This window comes from Pectobacterium brasiliense (assembly GCF_016950255.1).
Classification (GTDB): domain Bacteria; phylum Pseudomonadota; class Gammaproteobacteria; order Enterobacterales; family Enterobacteriaceae; genus Pectobacterium; species Pectobacterium brasiliense.
Genome location: NZ_JACGFN010000003.1, coordinates 281,960 through 300,857 on the forward strand (window position 1 = coordinate 281,960; position 18,898 = coordinate 300,857).

17 protein-coding genes and 1 riboswitch are annotated in these 18,898 nt (G+C 53.9%); of the genes, 11 read left to right on the forward strand and 6 right to left on the reverse strand.

Going from position 1 to position 18,898, the window contains the following annotated elements; translation table 11 throughout:
• The first annotated feature begins 4 nt into the window (after window positions 1-4).
• The 4 genes from metH to foxA all read left to right on the forward strand — a co-directional run bounded on the left by metH (window position 5) and on the right by foxA (window position 7,489).
• Window positions 5-3,688, forward strand: a complete 3,684-nt coding sequence (gene metH, locus H4F65_RS20635; protein ID WP_010283161.1) for a methionine synthase — start codon at window positions 5-7, stop codon at window positions 3,686-3,688.
• 118 nt (window positions 3,689-3,806) lie between these two features.
• The gene (locus H4F65_RS20640; protein WP_155278064.1) at window positions 3,807-3,956 is read left to right on the forward strand and encodes a hypothetical protein; all 150 of its coding nucleotides are present in this window, start codon (window positions 3,807-3,809) and stop codon (window positions 3,954-3,956) included.
• Window positions 3,957-4,235: 279 nt separating this feature from the next.
• Complete coding sequence (locus H4F65_RS20645) at window positions 4,236-5,192, forward strand: helix-turn-helix transcriptional regulator (RefSeq protein WP_010283158.1); 957 nt, start codon at window positions 4,236-4,238, stop codon at window positions 5,190-5,192.
• A 191-nt stretch (window positions 5,193-5,383) separates the two neighbouring features.
• Window positions 5,384-7,489 (forward strand): ferrioxamine B receptor FoxA, encoded by a 2,106-nt coding sequence (gene foxA, locus H4F65_RS20650; protein WP_010283157.1) that lies wholly within the window; start codon window positions 5,384-5,386, stop codon window positions 7,487-7,489.
• Window positions 7,490-7,560: 71 nt separating this feature from the next.
• On the opposite strand, the gene H4F65_RS20655 is transcribed toward foxA, so the two are convergent.
• Entirely contained in the window at window positions 7,561-9,015 is a 1,455-nt protein-coding gene (locus tag H4F65_RS20655) for a DASS family sodium-coupled anion symporter (RefSeq protein WP_010283156.1), read from the reverse strand.
• A gap of 288 nt (window positions 9,016-9,303) precedes the next feature.
• Here H4F65_RS20655 and H4F65_RS20660 point away from each other — a divergent pair, with 288 nt between their 5' ends.
• Window positions 9,304-10,950: a Na/Pi cotransporter family protein gene (locus H4F65_RS20660; RefSeq protein ID WP_039320606.1), complete on the forward strand. Its 1,647-nt coding sequence runs from the start codon at window positions 9,304-9,306 to the stop codon at window positions 10,948-10,950.
• 40 nt (window positions 10,951-10,990) lie between these two features.
• On the opposite strand, the gene lysC is transcribed toward H4F65_RS20660, so the two are convergent.
• The gene (lysC, locus tag H4F65_RS20665) at window positions 10,991-12,367 is read right to left on the reverse strand and encodes a lysine-sensitive aspartokinase 3 (protein ID WP_010283154.1); all 1,377 of its coding nucleotides are present in this window, start codon (window positions 12,365-12,367) and stop codon (window positions 10,991-10,993) included.
• Window positions 12,368-12,485: 118 nt separating this feature from the next.
• A riboswitch (Lysine riboswitch) is annotated at window positions 12,486-12,679 on the reverse strand.
• A gap of 168 nt (window positions 12,680-12,847) precedes the next feature.
• Here lysC and pgi point away from each other — a divergent pair.
• Together pgi and H4F65_RS20675 are read left to right on the forward strand one after the other, a co-directional pair.
• Window positions 12,848-14,497: a glucose-6-phosphate isomerase gene (gene pgi, locus H4F65_RS20670; protein WP_010283153.1), complete on the forward strand. Its 1,650-nt coding sequence runs from the start codon at window positions 12,848-12,850 to the stop codon at window positions 14,495-14,497.
• Between the two features lie 43 nt (window positions 14,498-14,540).
• Window positions 14,541-14,885, forward strand: coding sequence for a DUF4156 domain-containing protein (locus H4F65_RS20675; RefSeq protein ID WP_010283152.1), 345 nt, complete (start codon window positions 14,541-14,543; stop codon window positions 14,883-14,885).
• Window positions 14,886-14,947: 62 nt separating this feature from the next.
• Here H4F65_RS20675 and epmB read toward each other — a convergent pair whose 3' ends face one another.
• The gene (gene epmB / locus H4F65_RS20680) at window positions 14,948-16,000 is read right to left on the reverse strand and encodes an EF-P beta-lysylation protein EpmB (protein ID WP_039317627.1); all 1,053 of its coding nucleotides are present in this window, start codon (window positions 15,998-16,000) and stop codon (window positions 14,948-14,950) included.
• A 41-nt stretch (window positions 16,001-16,041) separates the two neighbouring features.
• On the opposite strand from epmB, the gene efp reads away from it, so the two are divergent.
• The 4 genes from efp (at window position 16,042) to H4F65_RS22180 (ending at window position 17,418) form a co-directional block, all read left to right on the forward strand.
• Window positions 16,042-16,608 carry an elongation factor P gene (gene efp, locus H4F65_RS20685; RefSeq protein ID WP_010283150.1) on the forward strand — a complete coding sequence of 189 codons (567 nt, stop codon included), beginning with the start codon at window positions 16,042-16,044 and terminating at the stop codon, window positions 16,606-16,608.
• A 183-nt stretch (window positions 16,609-16,791) separates the two neighbouring features.
• Complete coding sequence (locus tag H4F65_RS20690) at window positions 16,792-16,923, forward strand: entericidin A/B family lipoprotein (protein ID WP_005972977.1); 132 nt, start codon at window positions 16,792-16,794, stop codon at window positions 16,921-16,923.
• Between the two features lie 164 nt (window positions 16,924-17,087).
• A complete protein-coding gene (locus H4F65_RS22175) occupies window positions 17,088-17,171 on the forward strand; it encodes a DMT family protein (protein WP_253271669.1) in 84 nt (27 codons plus the stop codon).
• Window positions 17,172-17,178: 7 nt separating this feature from the next.
• Window positions 17,179-17,418: a DMT family protein gene (locus tag H4F65_RS22180; RefSeq protein ID WP_080727621.1), complete on the forward strand. Its 240-nt coding sequence runs from the start codon at window positions 17,179-17,181 to the stop codon at window positions 17,416-17,418.
• A gap of 5 nt (window positions 17,419-17,423) precedes the next feature.
• On the opposite strand, the gene H4F65_RS20700 is transcribed toward H4F65_RS22180, so the two are convergent.
• The 3 genes from H4F65_RS20700 to frdC all read right to left on the reverse strand — a co-directional run bounded on the left by H4F65_RS20700 (window position 17,424) and on the right by frdC (window position 18,898).
• Entirely contained in the window at window positions 17,424-18,008 is a 585-nt protein-coding gene (locus H4F65_RS20700; protein WP_010283141.1) for a lipocalin family protein, read from the reverse strand.
• A 123-nt stretch (window positions 18,009-18,131) separates the two neighbouring features.
• Window positions 18,132-18,488, reverse strand: coding sequence for a fumarate reductase subunit FrdD (gene frdD / locus H4F65_RS20705; RefSeq protein ID WP_010283140.1), 357 nt, complete (start codon window positions 18,486-18,488; stop codon window positions 18,132-18,134).
• Window positions 18,489-18,502: 14 nt separating this feature from the next.
• Window positions 18,503-18,898, reverse strand: a complete 396-nt coding sequence (gene frdC / locus H4F65_RS20710; protein ID WP_010283138.1) for a fumarate reductase subunit FrdC — start codon at window positions 18,896-18,898, stop codon at window positions 18,503-18,505.

Below are 18,898 nucleotides of genomic sequence, written 5' to 3' on the forward strand. Positions count from 1 at the left end.
TCGCGTGAGTAATCGGGTAGACGAATTGCGGCGTCAGTTGGCGCAACGCATTATGGTGCTGGATGGTGGTATGGGTACCATGATCCAGGGTTATCGCCTGCAGGAAGCAGATTATCGCGGTGAGCGCTTTGCTGACTGGCCGAGTGATGTGAAGGGAAATAACGATCTGCTGGTGCTCACCAAGCCGCAGGTGATTAGCGAAATCCATGACGCCTATCTGGAAGCTGGTGCCGACATTCTCGAAACCAACACCTTCAACGCCACCACCATTGCGATGGCGGACTATGATATGCAGGCGTTGTCAGCTGAAATTAATACCGTTGCTGCACAGCTGGCGCGTGCCAGCGCGGACAAATGGACGGCTTTAACGCCGGATAAGCCACGTTATGTTGCCGGTGTGCTTGGCCCGACGAACCGTACTGCGTCGATCTCTCCCGATGTTAACGATCCGGCATACCGTAACGTCAGTTTTGATCAACTGGTGGAAGCGTATCGCGAATCGACACGCGCATTGATCGCGGGCGGTGTCGATCTGATCATGATCGAAACCATTTTCGATACTTTGAACGCTAAAGCGGCGAGCTTCGCGGTAGAAAGCGAGTTTGAGGCATTAGGCATCGAGCTGCCGGTGATGATTTCCGGCACGATAACGGATGCGTCAGGGCGTACGCTATCCGGCCAGACAACAGAAGCGTTTTACAACTCCTTACGTCATTCCCGTCCGCTATCTTTCGGCCTGAACTGTGCGTTGGGGCCGGATGAACTGCGTCAGTATGTCGCTGAGCTGTCACGTATTTCAGAATGCTATGTGAGCGCGCACCCGAACGCAGGGCTGCCCAACGCCTTTGGGGAGTACGATTTAGATCCGGCCGATATGGCGAAACATATCGGCGAATGGGCGCGATCCGGTTTTCTGAATATCGTCGGTGGCTGCTGCGGATCGACACCCGCGCATATTGCAGCGATGGCGAAAGTGGTGGAAGGCGTGCCGCCGCGCAAGCTGCCAGAGATTTCGGTGGCCTGCCGCTTATCCGGCCTGGAACCGCTGAATATTGATGCCGACACGCTGTTTGTTAACGTCGGGGAGCGAACGAACGTCACTGGCTCCGCACGTTTTAAGCGTCTGATCAAAGAAGAAAAATACAACGAAGCGCTGGATGTTGCCCGTCAGCAGGTGGAAAGCGGCGCGCAAATTATCGACATCAACATGGATGAAGGCATGCTGGATGCGGAAGCGGCGATGGTCCGTTTCCTGAACCTGATTGCCGGTGAACCGGATATTGCCCGCGTACCGATCATGATCGACTCCTCTCGGTGGGAGGTGGTTGAAAAGGGGCTTCAATGTATTCAGGGCAAGGGCATTGTTAACTCGATTTCCATGAAAGAAGGCGTTGAGGCTTTTGTGCATCACGCCAAACTGGTACGGCGCTACGGCGCGGCTGTGGTGGTGATGGCGTTTGATGAAGTCGGTCAGGCGGATACTCGCGCGCGTAAAATTGAAATTTGTCGCCGGGCCTACCGTATCCTGACGGAAGAAGTCGGTTTCCCACCGGAAGATATCATCTTCGACCCGAACATTTTCGCCGTGGCAACGGGGATCGACGAGCACAACAATTACGCGGTGGATTTCATCGAAGCCTGTGCGGACATCAAGGCGCAGCTGCCGCATGCGATGATCTCCGGCGGGGTATCCAATGTTTCTTTCTCATTCCGCGGCAACGATTTGGTGCGCGAAGCTATCCACGCCGTCTTCCTTTATTACGCGATCCGCAATGGTATGGACATGGGGATCGTCAACGCCAGCCAGTTGGCGATCTATGACGATCTCCCTGCGGAATTACGCGATGCGGTGGAGGACGTGATCCTTAACCGTCGTAGCGATGCCACCGAGCGCATGCTCGAACTGGCGGAAAAGTATCGCGGCAGCAAAACGGAAGACGAAGGCAGCAAAACACAGGCGGAGTGGCGCGGCTGGGACGTGCGGAAGCGTCTGGAATATTCGCTGGTTAAAGGCATTACCGAATTTATCGAACTGGATACCGAAGAAGCGCGCCAGCAGGCGACGCGACCGATCGAGGTGATTGAAGGCCCGCTGATGGATGGCATGAACGTCGTCGGCGATCTGTTCGGCGCGGGGAAAATGTTTTTGCCGCAGGTCGTGAAATCCGCCCGCGTGATGAAGCAGGCGGTGGCCTATCTCGAACCCTACATTGAAGCCAGTAAAGACAAAGGGAGTTCCGCAGGGAAAGTCCTGCTGGCGACGGTAAAAGGCGACGTCCACGATATCGGCAAGAATATTGTTGGCGTGGTGCTGCAATGTAACAACTACGAGATTATCGATCTGGGCGTGATGGTGCCGACGGACAAGATTCTGAAGACCGCACGCGAAGAAAAGGTCGATATTATCGGGTTGTCCGGGCTGATTACGCCGTCGCTGGACGAAATGGTCAACGTGGCGAAAGAGATGCAGCGTCAGGGCTTTACGCTGCCGCTGCTGATTGGTGGCGCGACGACGTCTAAAGCGCATACCGCCGTGAAGATTGAGCAGAACTATAGCGGCCCGACGGTCTACGTGCAGAATGCTTCGCGCTCTGTCGGTGTGGTATCGGCGCTGCTGTCCAGTGCGCAATATGACGACTTTGTTGCACGTACCCGTAAAGAGTACGAAACCGTGCGTATTCAGCACGCGCGTAAAAAGCCGAGAACGCCGCCCGTGACGCTGGAAGCGGCGCGCGCTAACGCTTCCGATCTTGATTGGGAGAACTACACGCCGCCCGTTGCGCATCGGCTGGGCGTGCAGGCGGTGACAGCCAGCATCGAAACGCTGCGCAACTACATCGACTGGACGCCGTTCTTTATGACCTGGTCGCTGGCCGGGAAATATCCCCGCATTCTGGAAGATGACGTCGTGGGTGAAGAGGCCAAGCGCCTGTTTGCCGATGCCAACGCGATGCTGGACGATTTGTCAGCACGCGGTGCGCTGAATCCGCGTGGTGTGGTGGGTTTATTCCCAGCGAACTGCGTTGGCGATGACGTAGTGCTTTATACCGATGAACGGCGTGAAACGGTGCTGTCAGTGAGCCACCATCTGCGTCAGCAGACGGAGAAAACCGACTTCCCGAACTATTGCCTGTCTGATTTTGTGGCTCCGAAGTCCAGCGGTAAACCGGACTATCTCGGTGCCTTCGCGGTGACCGGTGGGCTGGAAGAAGATACATTGGCCGATCAATGGGAAGCGCAGCATGATGATTACAACAAGATCATGGTGAAGGCGATCTCTGACCGTCTGGCGGAAGCCTTTGCGGAATACCTGCATGAGCGTGTGCGTAAGGTCTACTGGGGTTATGCGCCGAATGAGAACCTCAGTAATGAGCTGCTGATCCGCGAGAACTATCAAGGCATCCGTCCTGCACCGGGTTATCCGGCTTGCCCAGATCACACGGAGAAAGTGCAAATCTGGCAGTTGCTGGATGTGGAAAAGCATACCGGCATGAAGCTCACCGAATCCTATGCCATGTGGCCGGGCGCGTCGGTATCCGGCTGGTACTTCAGCCACCCCGACAGCAAATACTTCGCCGTCGCGCAAATTCAGCAAGATCAGGTAGAGGATTACGCGGTGCGTAAAGGGATGGATGTGAGCGAAGTGGAGCGCTGGCTCGCGCCGAATCTAGGCTATGATGCTGATTAAGATGCCAGTAAAAGAAATAATATCTGTGGGTTAACAAGTGTTGGTTTTCAACTGGCGTTAAAATTCTGCTGAGGTGGGCGTGGCCGCCGGGTGAGCCGCATGGACGCGGCGAAAGTCAGTGCCGCGTAGGGAACGCGTCACTGACGGCCCGAACAGCGACCACGAACGCCGAAGGCACCGCGTAGCGGCAGAATTCCGCCAAAAAGCCTGGGTTCTCAGGGCGGCGGCGATTGAGCGCCCTGAGTCGGGCGTGGTGCTGATGGCATAGAGAAATACTCGGCTTACCACGCACGAAACGTCTGCTTTTTTGCATAGCGGTACTGGTTTCGTGATTGAGCCCATGCAATATCTTCCCCGCTGATGATCCTGTGTTACGCGAACACCATTTCAATGAGAATAGTTATCAGTCTTATTGATGAGATTTCATGGTAATGGTAAGGTGAGCACCAATTAAGCAGAAAGCATTTTTCTGTTTTCATTCCACGGATTTCCGCTAACCGCTGGCCTGATTCTGGGCGTTAAACAGGATGAGGGTATCTTCCCGCCCATGCTAAAACGACTCTTTTCCATTGAGGATTTCTTCGACATCGGTGAACGTTACGGGATTGATTACCACTTCCCGCAGCTGTCGTCCTGCCGTGAGCGCGCGAAAGAAAAGCGTATCGTGGTGCAGGGTGATGTCGAAGAGATGACGCTGTCCTCTGGGATTTGCCTGACGAATTCCAACGTGCAGGTGTTGCAACCTTACGAATCGACGTCGTTGCACTGCTGTCCGTTTTATACGCTGGTGGTACTGGAAGGGCGGGTCGCGCTGCGTCTGAACGGCAAGGAATTTGTTGTGCGGTCTGGTATGGCATTCAGCACCCGGTTAGGTGACCCGTTAGTGATGAACGCCAGCCACCTTGCAGACTGTCATCTTCGCACCGTATCGTTGGGCATTTTCCCCACCACTTTTGTTTTGGATCCGCTGTTGGGCTCGTTGCTGAACGAGTGGGAACAGGGCGGCAATCCGACATTTCTATGGCAGGTTCCCGGCTATTTATTATCTGGGTTGCAGCACGCGCTGGAAAACACCGTGCCGGGATTATCACGCCAGCTTATGCTGGAAGGCGTGATGCTACAGCTACTAGGGCAAGGCCTGTCATTCGGGCAACGTGGGGGAGAGCGGCGCGTATTGCCTCCGCCCGGCGAACAGGAGCGGCTGGAGAACGTTCGGCGGCTTCTGGCGCAACAGCCTGAAAAAGAGTACACCCTCAATGAATTAGCGCAGCTGGCCGCGATGAGCACCAGTAGCCTGCGTACCAAGTTTCGTCAGGCGTATGGTCATTCGGTCTTTGACTATCTGCGTGATTGTCGGCTGGAACTGGCTCGGCGCTATCTGGTGCAAGGATACAGCGTTCAGCAGGCGGCCTGGATGTCGGGCTACCAGCACGCGACCAACTTTGCTACGGCTTTCCGGCGGCGTTACGGTATGGCGCCGAGCGATGCACGCATGGTCATCTAGCATTTCCTTTCTTATCAATCTTCTGAGCCTTATTTATGCCAGATATTGTCACTTGGCTGCCCGTTTGACGCTTTCTCGCTGAGTTCCCGTTTTGTCATTGCGCATACGCAAGTTGTCACTGCGCATAGCTATCGCAAGACTAAAAACAGTAATAATTCTTATTTACAATAATAAGGTCTGTGGAGATTCCCATGTTCAGAAAAACGCGGCTGGCGCTGGTGGTTGGCTGTTTCACCAGTGGATTAACGGTGTCGGTACTGGCGCAGGATACGCCATCCTCTTCTTCTCAGGGTGATACGTTAGTCGTGACGTCTCAAACGCAACGCGGCGCGACTAAGCTGGAAACGCCCGATATAGAGACTCCTCAGGCCGTTTCTATCATTACGCGCGACCAGATTCAGGAACAGGGTGCGGCCAGCGTTCGTCAGGCGGTCGGCTATACGCCGGGTGTGTACAACAACCAAATCGGGGCGTCCAACCGCTTTGACTACATGGTGCTGCGTGGCTTTTCCGACGGCAGCCTCGATAACGTCTATCTCGACGGGCTGAAGATGATGGGGGATACCAACTCCCATAGCTCGCTGGTTATCGATCCCTGGTTTCTCGACAGCATTGAAGTGGTCAGAGGCCCAGCGTCCGTCCTCTACGGGCGTTCTTCTCCGGGTGGGATTGTGGCGCTGAATTCCTGTCAGCCGTCGTTCGATCGCAGCGGACAGATCAAGCTGTTTGCAGGCAACAATGCCCAGCGCGGTGCCGCGTTTGACGTTACCGGTCCGCTGGATGATGACGAGCGTTTTGCATTTCGTCTGGGTGGGATGGTGCGTGAGGCGGATACCCAATTTGGGCCGCTGAAAGAAGAACGCTATGCGATTGCACCTAGCCTGCTGTGGCGGATTTCCGACAAGACCCGCCTGGAGTTGATGGCGTACCTGCAACGCGATCCAGAAGGCGGCAGTCACTCGGGGTTGCCGTATGACGGTACGGTGGTCGCGCACAACGGGCGGAAAATCTCGAACACCTTCTATGAAGGGGAAGAGAATTATGAGAAATACGACCGTAAGCAAAATATGGTGGGATACAACGTTGAACACGGTTTTGATAGCGGCTGGGCGGTGCGCCAAAAAGTGCGTTATCTGCGTACCAAAGTACATTTGGATCAGGTGTACGCCTATGGCTGGACGCAGCCGACCGCCGATACGCTGACCCGTTATTACTCGGGTTCCCGTGAGTCGCTGTCTGCGCTAACGTTAGATAATCAGCTTGATGGCAGCGTGGATACCGGTGCGGTGAACCACCGCCTGCTGGTGGGGATCGACTATCAGCAGCGTAATAATAATATGGACTGGCCTTCGGGTTCCTTCCCTGCGATCGACGCATTTAACCCCGTTTACGGTTCCGGCCCAACGGACATGTCCGGTACGCTGGAAAAGCACAAGCTGCAACAGACGGGCATCTATCTACAAGATCAAATGAGCTGGGAGCGCTGGCGCTTAACGCTGGGCGGTCGTCACGATCGGGTAAAAGTGACCCACGTTAATCATACCAAGGGGACACACAGCGAGTTAGATAAAAATAACTTTAGCTCGCGTGCCGCCTTGCTCTACCTGTTTGATAGTGGCTTTGCGCCGTATGTCAGCTATTCCACGGCCTTTACGCCGACTAGCTTCGCCGATGATAACGGCAACGTGCTGGAACCGATGAAAGGCAAGCAGTGGGAAGCCGGGATGAAGTATCAGCCTGAGGGTTCTCAGGATCAGTACAGCCTGTCGGTATTCCGTATTAACCAGAAGAATGTGGCGACAAAAGTTCAGCCTAACGATCCTTACCGGTCCGTGGGTGAAATTGAGTCTGAAGGGCTGGAACTGGAGGCTGTGAGCCACATTACCGATAATCTGCGTCTGCAAGCGGCCTATACCTATACGGATATTCGCTATAAGAAAAGCAGTGTGGCTGAGCAAGGAAAACGCGCGGTGTACGCGCCGCGCAATCAGGCCAGCGCCTGGGCCAGCTATGATGTCAAAAGCGGTCCACTGGACGGTCTGACGATTGGCTCTGGCGTACGTTACGTGAATGGCGTGACCTCCGATCGCGCCAACACCCACACGCTGCCGTCTTACACGCTGGTGGATATGGCGGTGGGATACGATCTCTCGAAGGTCGGCCTGAAAGGGCTAAGTGCACAGCTTAACGTCAATAACCTGACCGATAAACGCTACGTGGCGTCCTGTAACTCGCTGGAGTTTTGTTACTTCGGTGCCGAACGCAGCGTAGTTGGTAGCGTCTCTTACTCGTTCTGATCGCGTGTTTTGCAGTAATAAACGAAAGCCGGGTTTCCCCGGCTTTTTTCACATCATGTAGTAGATAACGATCAATACAGGCCAATAACTTTCCACCACAGCAGACCCGCGCTCATGAAGATCGCCTGATTCACCAGACTGACGACGAAACCGGTGCGCCACCAGACGGCGGTGGGAACGTAGCCCGCGCCGAACAAGATGGGGCCGCGTGCGTGAGTATATTGCGTCAGTGAACAGTACAGGCTGCTGGTAAACGCCAGCATGAACGCCATCGGCACTGCTGGAATATTCAGGTTGATCCCGACACCGAGGAACACCGCAAAAAGTGCCGCGATCTGCGCGTTGCCGCTGGCGAAGAAATAGTGGGTGTAGAAATAGGCCGCATTTAGCAGTAACAACACCAATACCCAGCTGGTTCCCTGCATTAAGTGGCCGATGTTGCTACCGATGAGATCGCCAAACCAGTTGGTGAAGCCGAGCTTTTTCAACTGGTTCGCCATCATCAGCAGGGCGGCGAACCAAATCAGCGTATCCCAGGCCCCTTTCTCGCTCTTCACGTCTTCCCAGCTCAGTACGCCGGTTAACAGCAGGAAAGACAGCCCGACGAATGAGGCCGTCGTGGCATCCACACCTAATTTATCGCCAAAAATCCACAGTACCAGCAGCAGGACAACGGTGAAGGCCATCAGCCATTCACCGCGGCTCATGTTGCCCATTTTTGCCAGTTCGGCGACGGCCAGTTTTGGTGCATCCGGCGTATGGCGAATTTCTGGTTTGGTCAGCCAGTAGACGAGCAGGGGGACAACGGCCAGAGAAATCAGACAGGGAACAAGCGCCGCCAGAAACCAGCTTCCCCACGTGATGGTCACGCCCGCGTTGGCCGCCAGTTTCACCGCCAGCAGGTTTCCGGTGTAAGCGGTCATAAACAGCGCAGCGGTCACGTCGTTAACATTACCGATGCAGGTAATCAGGAAGGTGCCAATCTTACTGCGCGAGGCATCTTCCGGTTTGGAGTCGAAGCTGCGCGACAGCGAATCGGCAATGGGATAAATAATCCCGCCGCAGCGTGCGGTGTTGCTCGGCATCGCGGGGGAAAGCACCAGATCGGCAAAAGCCAGACCGTAAGCGAGACCCAGCGTGCGTTTTCCCAACATGCGGATCATCTGCAAGGCGATGCGGCGACCCAGTCCTGTTTTGATAAAGCCGCGCGCGATCATGAAAGCGACAACAATCAGCCAGATCAGCGAGCTGTTCAGGTCGCTAAGCGCGGTTTGTATCGCGCCGCTGGCCGTTGTATCTCCTGCGGCGTACGTCAGCGCAAAGAGCGTGATACTGATAATACCGATAGCCCCAATCGGGAGAACATTCGCGACAATGCTCACGATCGTGGCGACGAAGAGGACGGCGGAGTGCCAGGCGGCGGGGCTTAAGCCAGTTGGGGGTTCCATTTGCCAAAAAAAGGCGGCGATGGCGAGAATAATGATTAGCGGGAGCCAGTTCAGTCCATATGAGGTTTTCGTTTTCATCCATTTTCCTTACTCGCGGGCTGCAAGATTACGCGGGGTTATAACCCATAAGAGTTATAGGGATAAAAAAAGCATAGCGCTAACCGGGAAACGCGTGAGGCAAAATTATTGGCTTATTGATTTGGATTCTGTTTTTTAAATATTATCAGTTAAGTAATTTTTATCATGAGTTGATTGGTGGGGGATTTTGCTTCGGCGCGGGCTGCCTCGCAGTACGGTTCGCCAATATCTGGTAAGATGGTCGTTCATTACGTCATCAATACACGTTTAGCTGGAGGCGAGGACTTTTTGTTAACACTGCTGAATCTCCTTTCTGCGATTGCGTTACTGGTGTGGGGCACTCACATTGTCCGCACCGGTATCATGCGAGTTTATGGCACCCAGTTACGGCGGGTTCTCAGCGATAGCGTTGAGAAAAAACCGTTGGCTTTTATGGCCGGTATTGGCGTAACCGCGCTGGTGCAGAGCAGCAATGCGACCGCGTTGCTGACGACCTCTTTTGTCTCACAGGGGCTGGTGGCATTAACGCCTGCGCTGGTGATTATTCTCGGGGCGGATGTCGGTACGGCACTGATGGTGCGAATTCTGACGTTCGATCTGTCCTGGCTTTCTCCGCTGCTGATTTTTCTGGGTGTAATATTTTTCCTTAGCCGTAAGCAGACGCGGGTGGGGCAGGTTGGTCGCGTAGCGATTGGGCTTGGGCTGATTTTGCTGGCGCTGGAAATGATTGTCGTGGCCGCGGCTCCGATCACGCAAACGTCGGGTGTGAAGGTGCTGTTTTCTTCGTTAACGGGCGACGTCATGCTGGATGCACTGGCTGGTGCGCTGTTCGCGGTGATTACCTATTCCAGTCTGGCAGCGGTGCTGCTAACGGCAACTCTGACAGCAAGCGGTGTGATCTCGCTGGAAGTGGCGATGTGCCTGGTGATTGGTGCCAATCTGGGCAGCGGATTGCTGACGATGATGAGCACCTCGACGCAGAATGCGGCGGGCCGACGCGTGGCGCTCGGCAGCATGCTGTTCAAGCTAATAGGCTGTTTGGTCGTGTTGCCGCTGGTCGAGCCGCTTTCGCGCTGGCTGACGCGTATTCCGTTAAACGCCGAAGAACTGGTCATCTATTTCCATCTGTTCTACAACCTGATTCGCTGTCTGCTGCTGATTCCGCTTACCGGAGTGGTGGCGCGGCTGTCCTGCGCGATGATTGCTGACTCGCCGCAGGTTGATCTCCAAATGAAACCGCGCCATCTGGACACCAGTTCGCTGGATACGCCGGCGCTGGCACTGACCAACGCCGCGCGGGAAACGCTGCGCATTGGCGATGTGCTGGAGCAGATGCTGCGTTTGTACCGCGAAGTCTTGCAGGGCGACCATATGCAGCGGCGGGAGATTCGTCGACTTGATGATGATGTCGATATCCTTTACACCGCGATTAAGCTCTATCTGGCGCAGATTCAGAAAGACGGATTGGATGAGCGAGATTCCCGGCGCTGGGCGGAAGTGATCGAAGTGGCGCTGAACCTGGAGCAGGCGGGGGATATCATCGAACGCATGGCTGATGACATTGCCAATCATTCCTCTGGCGTACGCATGGCGTTTTCCGCGCAGGGGCTAGAAGAGTTGAACCATCTGCATGAACAGCTGCTGGCGAATCTGCGTCTGGGACTGTCGGTTTTCCTGTCGGAGGATGTCACCAGCGCGAAACGCCTGCGCCGTGCCAAACACCGCTTTCGTATTATGAACCGCCGTTATGCCCATGCGCATGTCGATCGCTTACATCAGCACAACGTACAGAGCCTGGAAACCAGTTCGCTCCATTTGAGCTTACTCGGGGACATGAACCGACTGAATTCACTGTTCTGTGCGGTAGCGTATAACGTCTTGATTGTGCAGCAGGATGGGGATGAAGAACGTGAGGAATCGCCGCTGACGCTGTGACAGAATCTTGTGGGGTGTTTCCCCCACAAGATAGAGTAGCTTACTCGAACAAGCTGCGGTGCAGCGTTTGCACGACTCGCTCGGCGTCATCACCCGGCACTAAGAAGCACAGGTTGTTGCTGCTGGCGCCGTAGCAGATCAGGCGAATACGGAAGGGTTCCAGTACGCCAAACACTTCTTTCCCGACGCCACAGGCCTGAGACAGATTGTTGCCGATCAACGCGACCAGCGACAGATTCTCTTCAACCTCAACCCGACACAGCGATGACAGTTCGGTCAGCAAGGCGCTGGAGAGCAGGCTGTCGCCCGTTGAGGTGGATCCGGTGGTGTCGAGCGTCAGCGCGACGTTGACTTCTGACGTCGTGATCAGGTCGACGGAGATGTTGTGACGCGCCAGAATGCTGAACACTTCGGCCAGAAAACCGCGTGCGTGCAGCATGTTCAGGCTATACAGCTTAAGCAGCGTTTGTTTACGACGCAGCGCTAACGCGCGGAATAGCGGCGGATTTTCGGTTTTATTGCACACCAGCGTACCGCCAGCGGCCGGATCTTTACTTGAGCCGACGAACACAGGGATATCGCTACGTACCGCAGGCAGCAGCGTGGCGGGGTGCAGGACTTTCGCACCGAATGTCGCCATTTCGGCGGCTTCTTCAAACATGATTTGGTCGATGCGTTTTGCCGTCGGCACCACGCGTGGATCGGTGGTGTAGATGCCGGGAACATCGGTCCAGATATCAATCCGGCTGACGTTGAGCGCTTCGCCCAGCAGCGCCGCCGTATAATCGCTACCGCCACGACCCAACGTGGTCGTGCGGCCTTTCGCTTCGCTGCCGATAAAGCCCTGAGTGATCACCAGACCTTGCTCAAGACGCGGCAGCAGCTGGCTGCGAGTCAGTTCGCCCAGTACGTCACAGTCCGGCTGAGCACGGCCAAAGTGATCGTCGGTACGCATGATTTTGCGCACGTCAAACCACTCTGCAACGACATCACGCTGGCGCAGAATCTCGACAAACAGCAGGGTAGACATGAGTTCGCCGTGGCTGACCAGTTCGTCGGTCAGGGCGTTTGACGTCGCGAGCGCCGCTGCTTCAGACAGGGTAGTGACGCTGTCCAGCATGCGATCAATCTCATCGCGAATAACGCTTTGATTGGTCAGTCTGTCGATGATGGCGTATTGGATTTGGCGGATTTTTGCCAGATGCTCGGCGCGCGTTTCCGGCGTTTGACCTTCCGCGAGCGCGACCAGTAAATTCGTGATACCCGCTGATGCTGACAGCACCACAACGCGCACATTCGGATTGGATAACACCACATCGGCACTGCGATTCATGGCGTCAAAGTCCGCCACGCTGGTGCCGCCAAATTTGGCAATAACGGTAGAGTTCGCGTTTGCGGAGACTTCAGTTGCAGACATGTCAAAAAACCTCGTGTCAGGGGGTAGGCTGTTTTTCAGTAAACAGCATTCCATTAATCAGCCTTGGCACAGGGGGAGAGCAAAAGTAGGGGGCAGGCGTAGAAAAAATGACTACGATACACCCAGAAGCGCTCCACCTTGCTGGATGTCCATCAGGACAAATCCGGTGACAACCCAGAGGATTCAGCCTCTGTAGTCGATAGGGTGAAAACCGTATTTTCACCGCATCTCGGCATCGCTCCCCCTCGGATATCATCAGCGGATTACGGTTCCTCCGATATCTTACCTGGGCGATGCGCCTCTTCTGGCTTGCACACCGAGTGTGCAAGTACGGTGTTACAAATAACGGGTTATGCCGTTTCTGTCAATAAACAAAACGGCATGAACCGCTTTTAGCAAGAAAAGGGATCTCAATCTGGATTTTAAGGGATACAATCGATTCAGTCACTTTGAACTCATGCTTAGAGAGAAAGTCGCATTATGAAAAATATTAATCCAAGCCAAACTGCCGCCTGGCAGGCATTACAACACCATTTTGACGCGATGAAAGACGTGCAAATCAGCGAGCTGTTTGAACAAGATAGCGATCGTTTCGCGCATTTTTCCGCGACGTTCGACGATCAGATGCTGGTGGATTACTCCAAAAACCGCATCACGGCAGAAACGATGGAAAAACTGCACGCGCTGGCACGGGAAACCGACCTGTCTGCGGCGATTCAGTCCATGTTTGCCGGCGAGAAAATCAACCGCACGGAAGACCGCGCCGTTCTGCACGTTGCCCTGCGTAACCGCAGCAACACGCCGATTCTGGTGGATGGCAAAGATGTGATGCCGGAAGTCAACGCGGTGCTGGCGAAGATGAAAGATTTCAGCGAACGCGTGATTGGCGGTGAGTGGAAAGGCTATACCGGCAAAACCATTACCGACGTGGTTAACATCGGTATCGGCGGCTCCGATCTCGGCCCGTTCATGGTAACGGAAGCGCTGAAGCCTTATAAAAATCACCTCAACATGCACTTTGTCTCTAACGTTGACGGCACGCACATCGCTGAAACGTTGAAGCCGCTGAACCCAGAAACCACGCTGTTCCTTGTCGCCTCAAAAACCTTCACCACGCAGGAAACCATGACCAACGCGCACAGCGCTCGCGATTGGTTCCTGAAAACGGCGCAGGACGAGAAACACGTTGCTAAGCACTTTGCTGCGCTGTCCACCAACGCGAAAGCCGTCGGCGAATTTGGTATCGATACCGACAACATGTTCGAATTCTGGGACTGGGTTGGCGGACGTTACTCTCTGTGGTCGGCGATTGGGCTGTCGATCATTCTCTCTCTGGGCTTTGATAACTTTGAGAAACTGCTCAGCGGCGCGCATGCGATGGACAAGCACTTTGCTTCCACGCCAGCGGAGAAAAACCTGCCAGTGCTGCTGGCGCTGATCGGCATTTGGTACAACAATTTCTTCGGTGCTGAAACTGAAGCGATTCTGCCGTATGACCAATACATGCACCGTTTTGCCGCCTATTTCCAACAGGGAAATATGGAGTCCAACGGGAAATCTGCCGATCGCAATGGCAACCCAGTGGATTACCAGACTGGGCCGATTATCTGGGGTGAACCGGGTACGAACGGCCAGCATGCGTTCTATCAGTTGATCCATCAGGGCACCAAGCTGGTTCCGTGTGATTTCATTGCGCCGGCGGTGAGTCATAACCCATTGAGCGATCACCACAGCAAGCTGCTGTCGAACTTCTTTGCACAGACGGAAGCGCTGGCGTTCGGTAAGAGCCGTGAGGTGGTAGAAGCAGAATTTGCGGCGGCAGGAAAAAGTCCAAAAGAAGTGGAACACGTTGCGCCGTTTAAAGTATTCGAAGGCAATCGCCCGACCAACTCTATCCTGCTGCGCGAAATCACCCCGTACAGCCTGGGTGCGCTGATTGCACTGTATGAGCACAAAATCTTCACTCAGGGCGCGATCCTGAACATCTTCACATTCGATCAGTGGGGCGTGGAGTTAGGGAAACAACTGGCGAACCGTATTCTGCCAGAGCTGGAAAATGACAGTACGATCGACAGCCATGACAGTTCTACCAACGGACTGATCAACCGCTTCAAAGCGTGGCGTAATTAATCGGGCCTGTGCCCTTTGGTTTTTCAATCGCAAGGAGGAAGACATGCAGGTTCGTATTTTGTTGGGTCTATCAGCAGCCGTTTTGCTGGCGGGGTGCAGCAGCACCAGTCAACTCAGCGCTGCTGGGCAAGCCGTGTCGTTCACGGATACCAAACCAGGAAGCGAATGCCAGCTGTTGGGGCAGGCCAGCGGTAGCCAGTCTAACTGGTTGGCAGGCAACCATAGCGACGGTAGTTCTATGCGCGGTGCGGCAAACGATCTGCGTAATAAAGCGGCGGCGATGGGGGGCAATACCATCTATGGCGCAACCAGTTCGAGCGAAACCTTCTGGTCAAGCTTTGCGCCGCTAGACAGCAAGATGAACGGCAGCGTCTACAAATGTCCTTAAGCTAAAGAAAAACCCGGTGAGAGTGGAACGATCCACTCTCACCGCATTATCGACTCACTCAGTCAACGTAATAACCCTGCGTCATCCTGATGCTGCTTCATCCCTAAATCCAGCGGCGTTTTACTGGCTTCCCCACCGATTTCCCGCGCCAGACGGGGTACCAGATAACCGGATACCTTCTTCAGCAGCGCTTTGACTAAGATGCGCGCCTCGTTGTCATCTACCAGAAAATGCGCGGCACCCTGAACCTTATCCAGCACGTGCAGGTAATAAGGCAGAATTCCTGCGTCAAATAGCGCATTACTGAGCCGGGCGAGTGTCTCTGCGTTGTCATTCACTCCGCGCAGCAACACGCTTTGGTTGAGCAGCGTCACACCTGCACGGCGCAAACGCGCCATACTTTGTGTTAAATCAGGATCAATTTCCTGCGGGTGGTTAATATGCGTCACCAGCAATACCTGAAGCGAACTGCGTGACAGGCGATCGCACAGCGCATCGGTAATACGTGCAGGGATCACCACCGGCAAACGGCTGTGAATGCGCAGACGTTTTAGATGTGGGATGTGTTCCAGCTCGGTGATCAGCCAGTCCAGCTCGTGGTCTTTAGCCATCAGCGGGTCGCCACCGGAAAAAATAATTTCATCCAGTTCTGGGTGCTGGCGGATATAATCCAGCGCCTGACGCCAGTTTGCCTTGTTGCCCTGATTATCCTGATAGGGGAAATGGCGGCGGAAGCAGTAGCGGCAGTTTACCGCACAGCCGCCTTTAACCAGCAGCAGAGCACGGTTGTGATATTTGTGCAGTAGCCCCGGCACGACGCTGTGTTGCTCATCAAGCGGGTCATGCGTGAAGCCCGGAGTGGCGATAAACTCTTCACGCGCGGTCAATACCTGTAGCAGCAACGGATCGTCAGGATTGCCTTTTTGCATCCGTGCAGCAAATGCGCGCGGCACACGCAGCGCAAAAAGCCTGCGTGCATCACTGCCTTGCCGGAGTTTAGCGTGATCGTTCAGTGCCAAAAGTTGCAGTAATTCATCAGGATCGGTAATTACGTCCGCAAGTTGCTGCAACCAATCTTCTCTGGAAGGTATATTTAGGGTTACAATGTGTGCCATTTTTTGGCTTCGTACCAGTATTAAAATTGTAGAGGGCCTTTATGGCGACTTATTCTAGCAACGATTTCCGTTCCGGTCTTAAAATCATATTCGAAGGCGAACCGTATGCCGTCGAATCCAGTGAGTTTGTTAAGCCGGGTAAAGGCCAGGCTTTTGCTCGCGTAAAAATGCGTCGCCTGTTGACGGGCTCTCGCGTTGAAAAAACCTTCAAGTCTACCGATTCTGCAGAAGGCGCAGACGTCGTTGATACCAACATGAACTACCTGTACAACGACGGTGAGTTCTACCACTTCATGCACCCTGAGACGTTTGAACAGCATCAGGTTGAAGAGAAGACCGTTGGTGAGGCTGCAAAATGGCTGCAAGACAACGCCGAATGTATCATTACCCTGTGGGATGGTCGTCCTATCGCTGTTCAGCCACCGAATTTCATCGAAGCTGAAATCACCGATACCGATCCAGGCTTGAAAGGCGACACTGCCGGTACTGGCGGTAAGCCAGCAACGCTGAGCACTGGTGCAGTCGTTAAAGTGCCATTGTTCGTGCAGATCGGCGAAGTTGTCAAAGTTGACACCCGCTCTGGCGAATACGTATCACGCGTTAAGTAATTAATGCGAAGAAGGTCGCCTTCTGTGAGGGCGGCCTTTTTAATTCATTTTTTCTCATTCAAGTCTCTCCCCTGTTTTGCTCCTCATCCGAAAAAACCTCCACAAGAATTAAAATTGGCTACGCTTAAAAAGCAGTTACTTTCGTACCGTTGAAATCCTACTCTCATAAAGAAGGAATCGAGTATGTTGAAGAAAGCTTTTGTTGCCATTTTCTCTCTGGTTATTCTCTCTGCGGTGGTTGGGTGTAATACCACCCGCGGCGTTGGGCAAGATGTTGAAGCGGGTGGGAAGGCTATTCAGCGCAGCGCCCAATAGCCCAACGTGGGAAATAAGTCGTAATAACGTTTCCGAGTGGAAGAAAATGCCGCGATGGTGTTTTCTTCCTCACGGCGGGATGACGTGAAAGTGAATCACTCGGAGAGGTAATGATATCGCCTCTTTTCATTACTGTCGGCATGCTGACGTTGAGCAATATATTTATGACGTTCGCCTGGTACGGGCATTTACGCTATTTCAGCGGCCGTATCTGGATAATTGAACAGCCGGAGTATTGTATTATCTGAATGCTTTTTGCAGGTATCTGCAAATCGGATTAGCTATCAGCTCGCCTGTGCCGGAATAGTGAAAATATTGCTGGACGCGATCGGTCTTTCCTTGTTTATTCCTTTTTCCATGTTCATGTTAAAAGCACTGCTTCGAACCGATTATATTTGTCTGCTGGGTGCCGTTTTCTTTCTGTTTTGCGTTAAATGCTCCGCGATAAGCTTAGGGGATAACCCAGCGGTTATCCCTGTGTCGCGGTCAATATAATCAGATTACTGATTGACCCAGATAAGCGCCTCTGTCGGGAAGCCGTAGCGTTTGGCCGTGGCGACCAGTTTGTCGCGTGTCGCAGCATCCAACGTTGGTGTGCGTGAGAGAATCCACAGGTAGTCGCGGTTCGGCCCGCAAATCAGGGCGTAGCGGTAGTCGTCGTCCAGTTCAACAATGTTGTAGCCGCCATAGAACGGCCCGAAGAACGACACTTTTAGCGCGCCACGCTGAGGCGAACCCGTGAAATACGCTTTCCCGATGCTTTCTTTCCATTCTTGTTTTTCGACGTTAAAGCCACGATTGATCACCTTGATACCACCGTCATCCCTTGGGCTATAGGTTGCCGTCACGCGTTCCATATTGCGCTCAAAACGGTGGTCGAGGCGGGCGATCTCATACCATGTGCCGAGGTAACGATTGACGTCAAAATTTTCCACGACGGTGACGTTATCGGGCGGCGTCACGCTACAGGCGACAGAAAAGAGCGCTATCAGCGCGGCAATGCAGGCTTTCCCACGTCGTCTGATTGTGAAGAAAAGGCTTTTGAATAACGTGGTATTAAAGCGAATAGCGTTAAAGGGCATCATATTGACATCTCATCGTTTTCATCTTTGTTCCAGTGTAGACGATGGACGTGGTCAGGCGGGGAAATAATACGGCCTGCGACGATCTCGTGCAGGCCGTTAGGTACAAATTTACAGATGTTACCTCTACAGCGTAACGACACCGATAACGGTAACCACGGTCAGGATTGCCGCCAGGCCGTAGAACACCCATTTTCCGGCAGGAACGTGGATTTTCAGGTCATGCATCGCGTGGTGGATACGGTGCAGGCCACACCAGAGCGGCAGTACAATCATCAACAGTAAAAAGACACGGCCGATAAAGCTCTGGCTGAACGCGGCGATGCGCTCATAGGTTAACGCATCTGGGAACAAGCCCAGAGGCAGCATCACGCCGATCAGCAGAATGATCACCGGAGCAAAGAACGCGCTCCACATCCCACCAGCGCCGAACAGGCCCCAGAAAGGCGGTTCGTCAGAACGTTTTGGCGTTGGGTTAATCACATTATTTCTCCTGTTCAGAATAGTAAGGCGATCGCCAGAACGGCTACGGTTACCACCACGGTGACAGCCCAAAGCCCTTTAATGATCGGCTCTGGCCCCATTTTTTCATCTTTAATCACGATGATGCTGGCCTTCGGTGCCAGTTCAAACCAGGTTTTGGTATGCAGCGCAGCAGCGAGCAGAGCAATGATATTGATCAGCAGCACCAGCGGGTTTTGCAGGAAGCTGACGAAGTTTGCCCAGCCTTCCGGCCCGTTTTTCAGCGCGAAAACGCCAAACATCAGCACGATGCTGAACCAAACGGCAGGGACGGCAGTCCCTTCACGCAACATATAAAAGCGGTAGAACCCCAGCTTTTTCCACCAGGTCGGCGACATACCGCGAACATACGCTTTACGTTTAGATGTCAT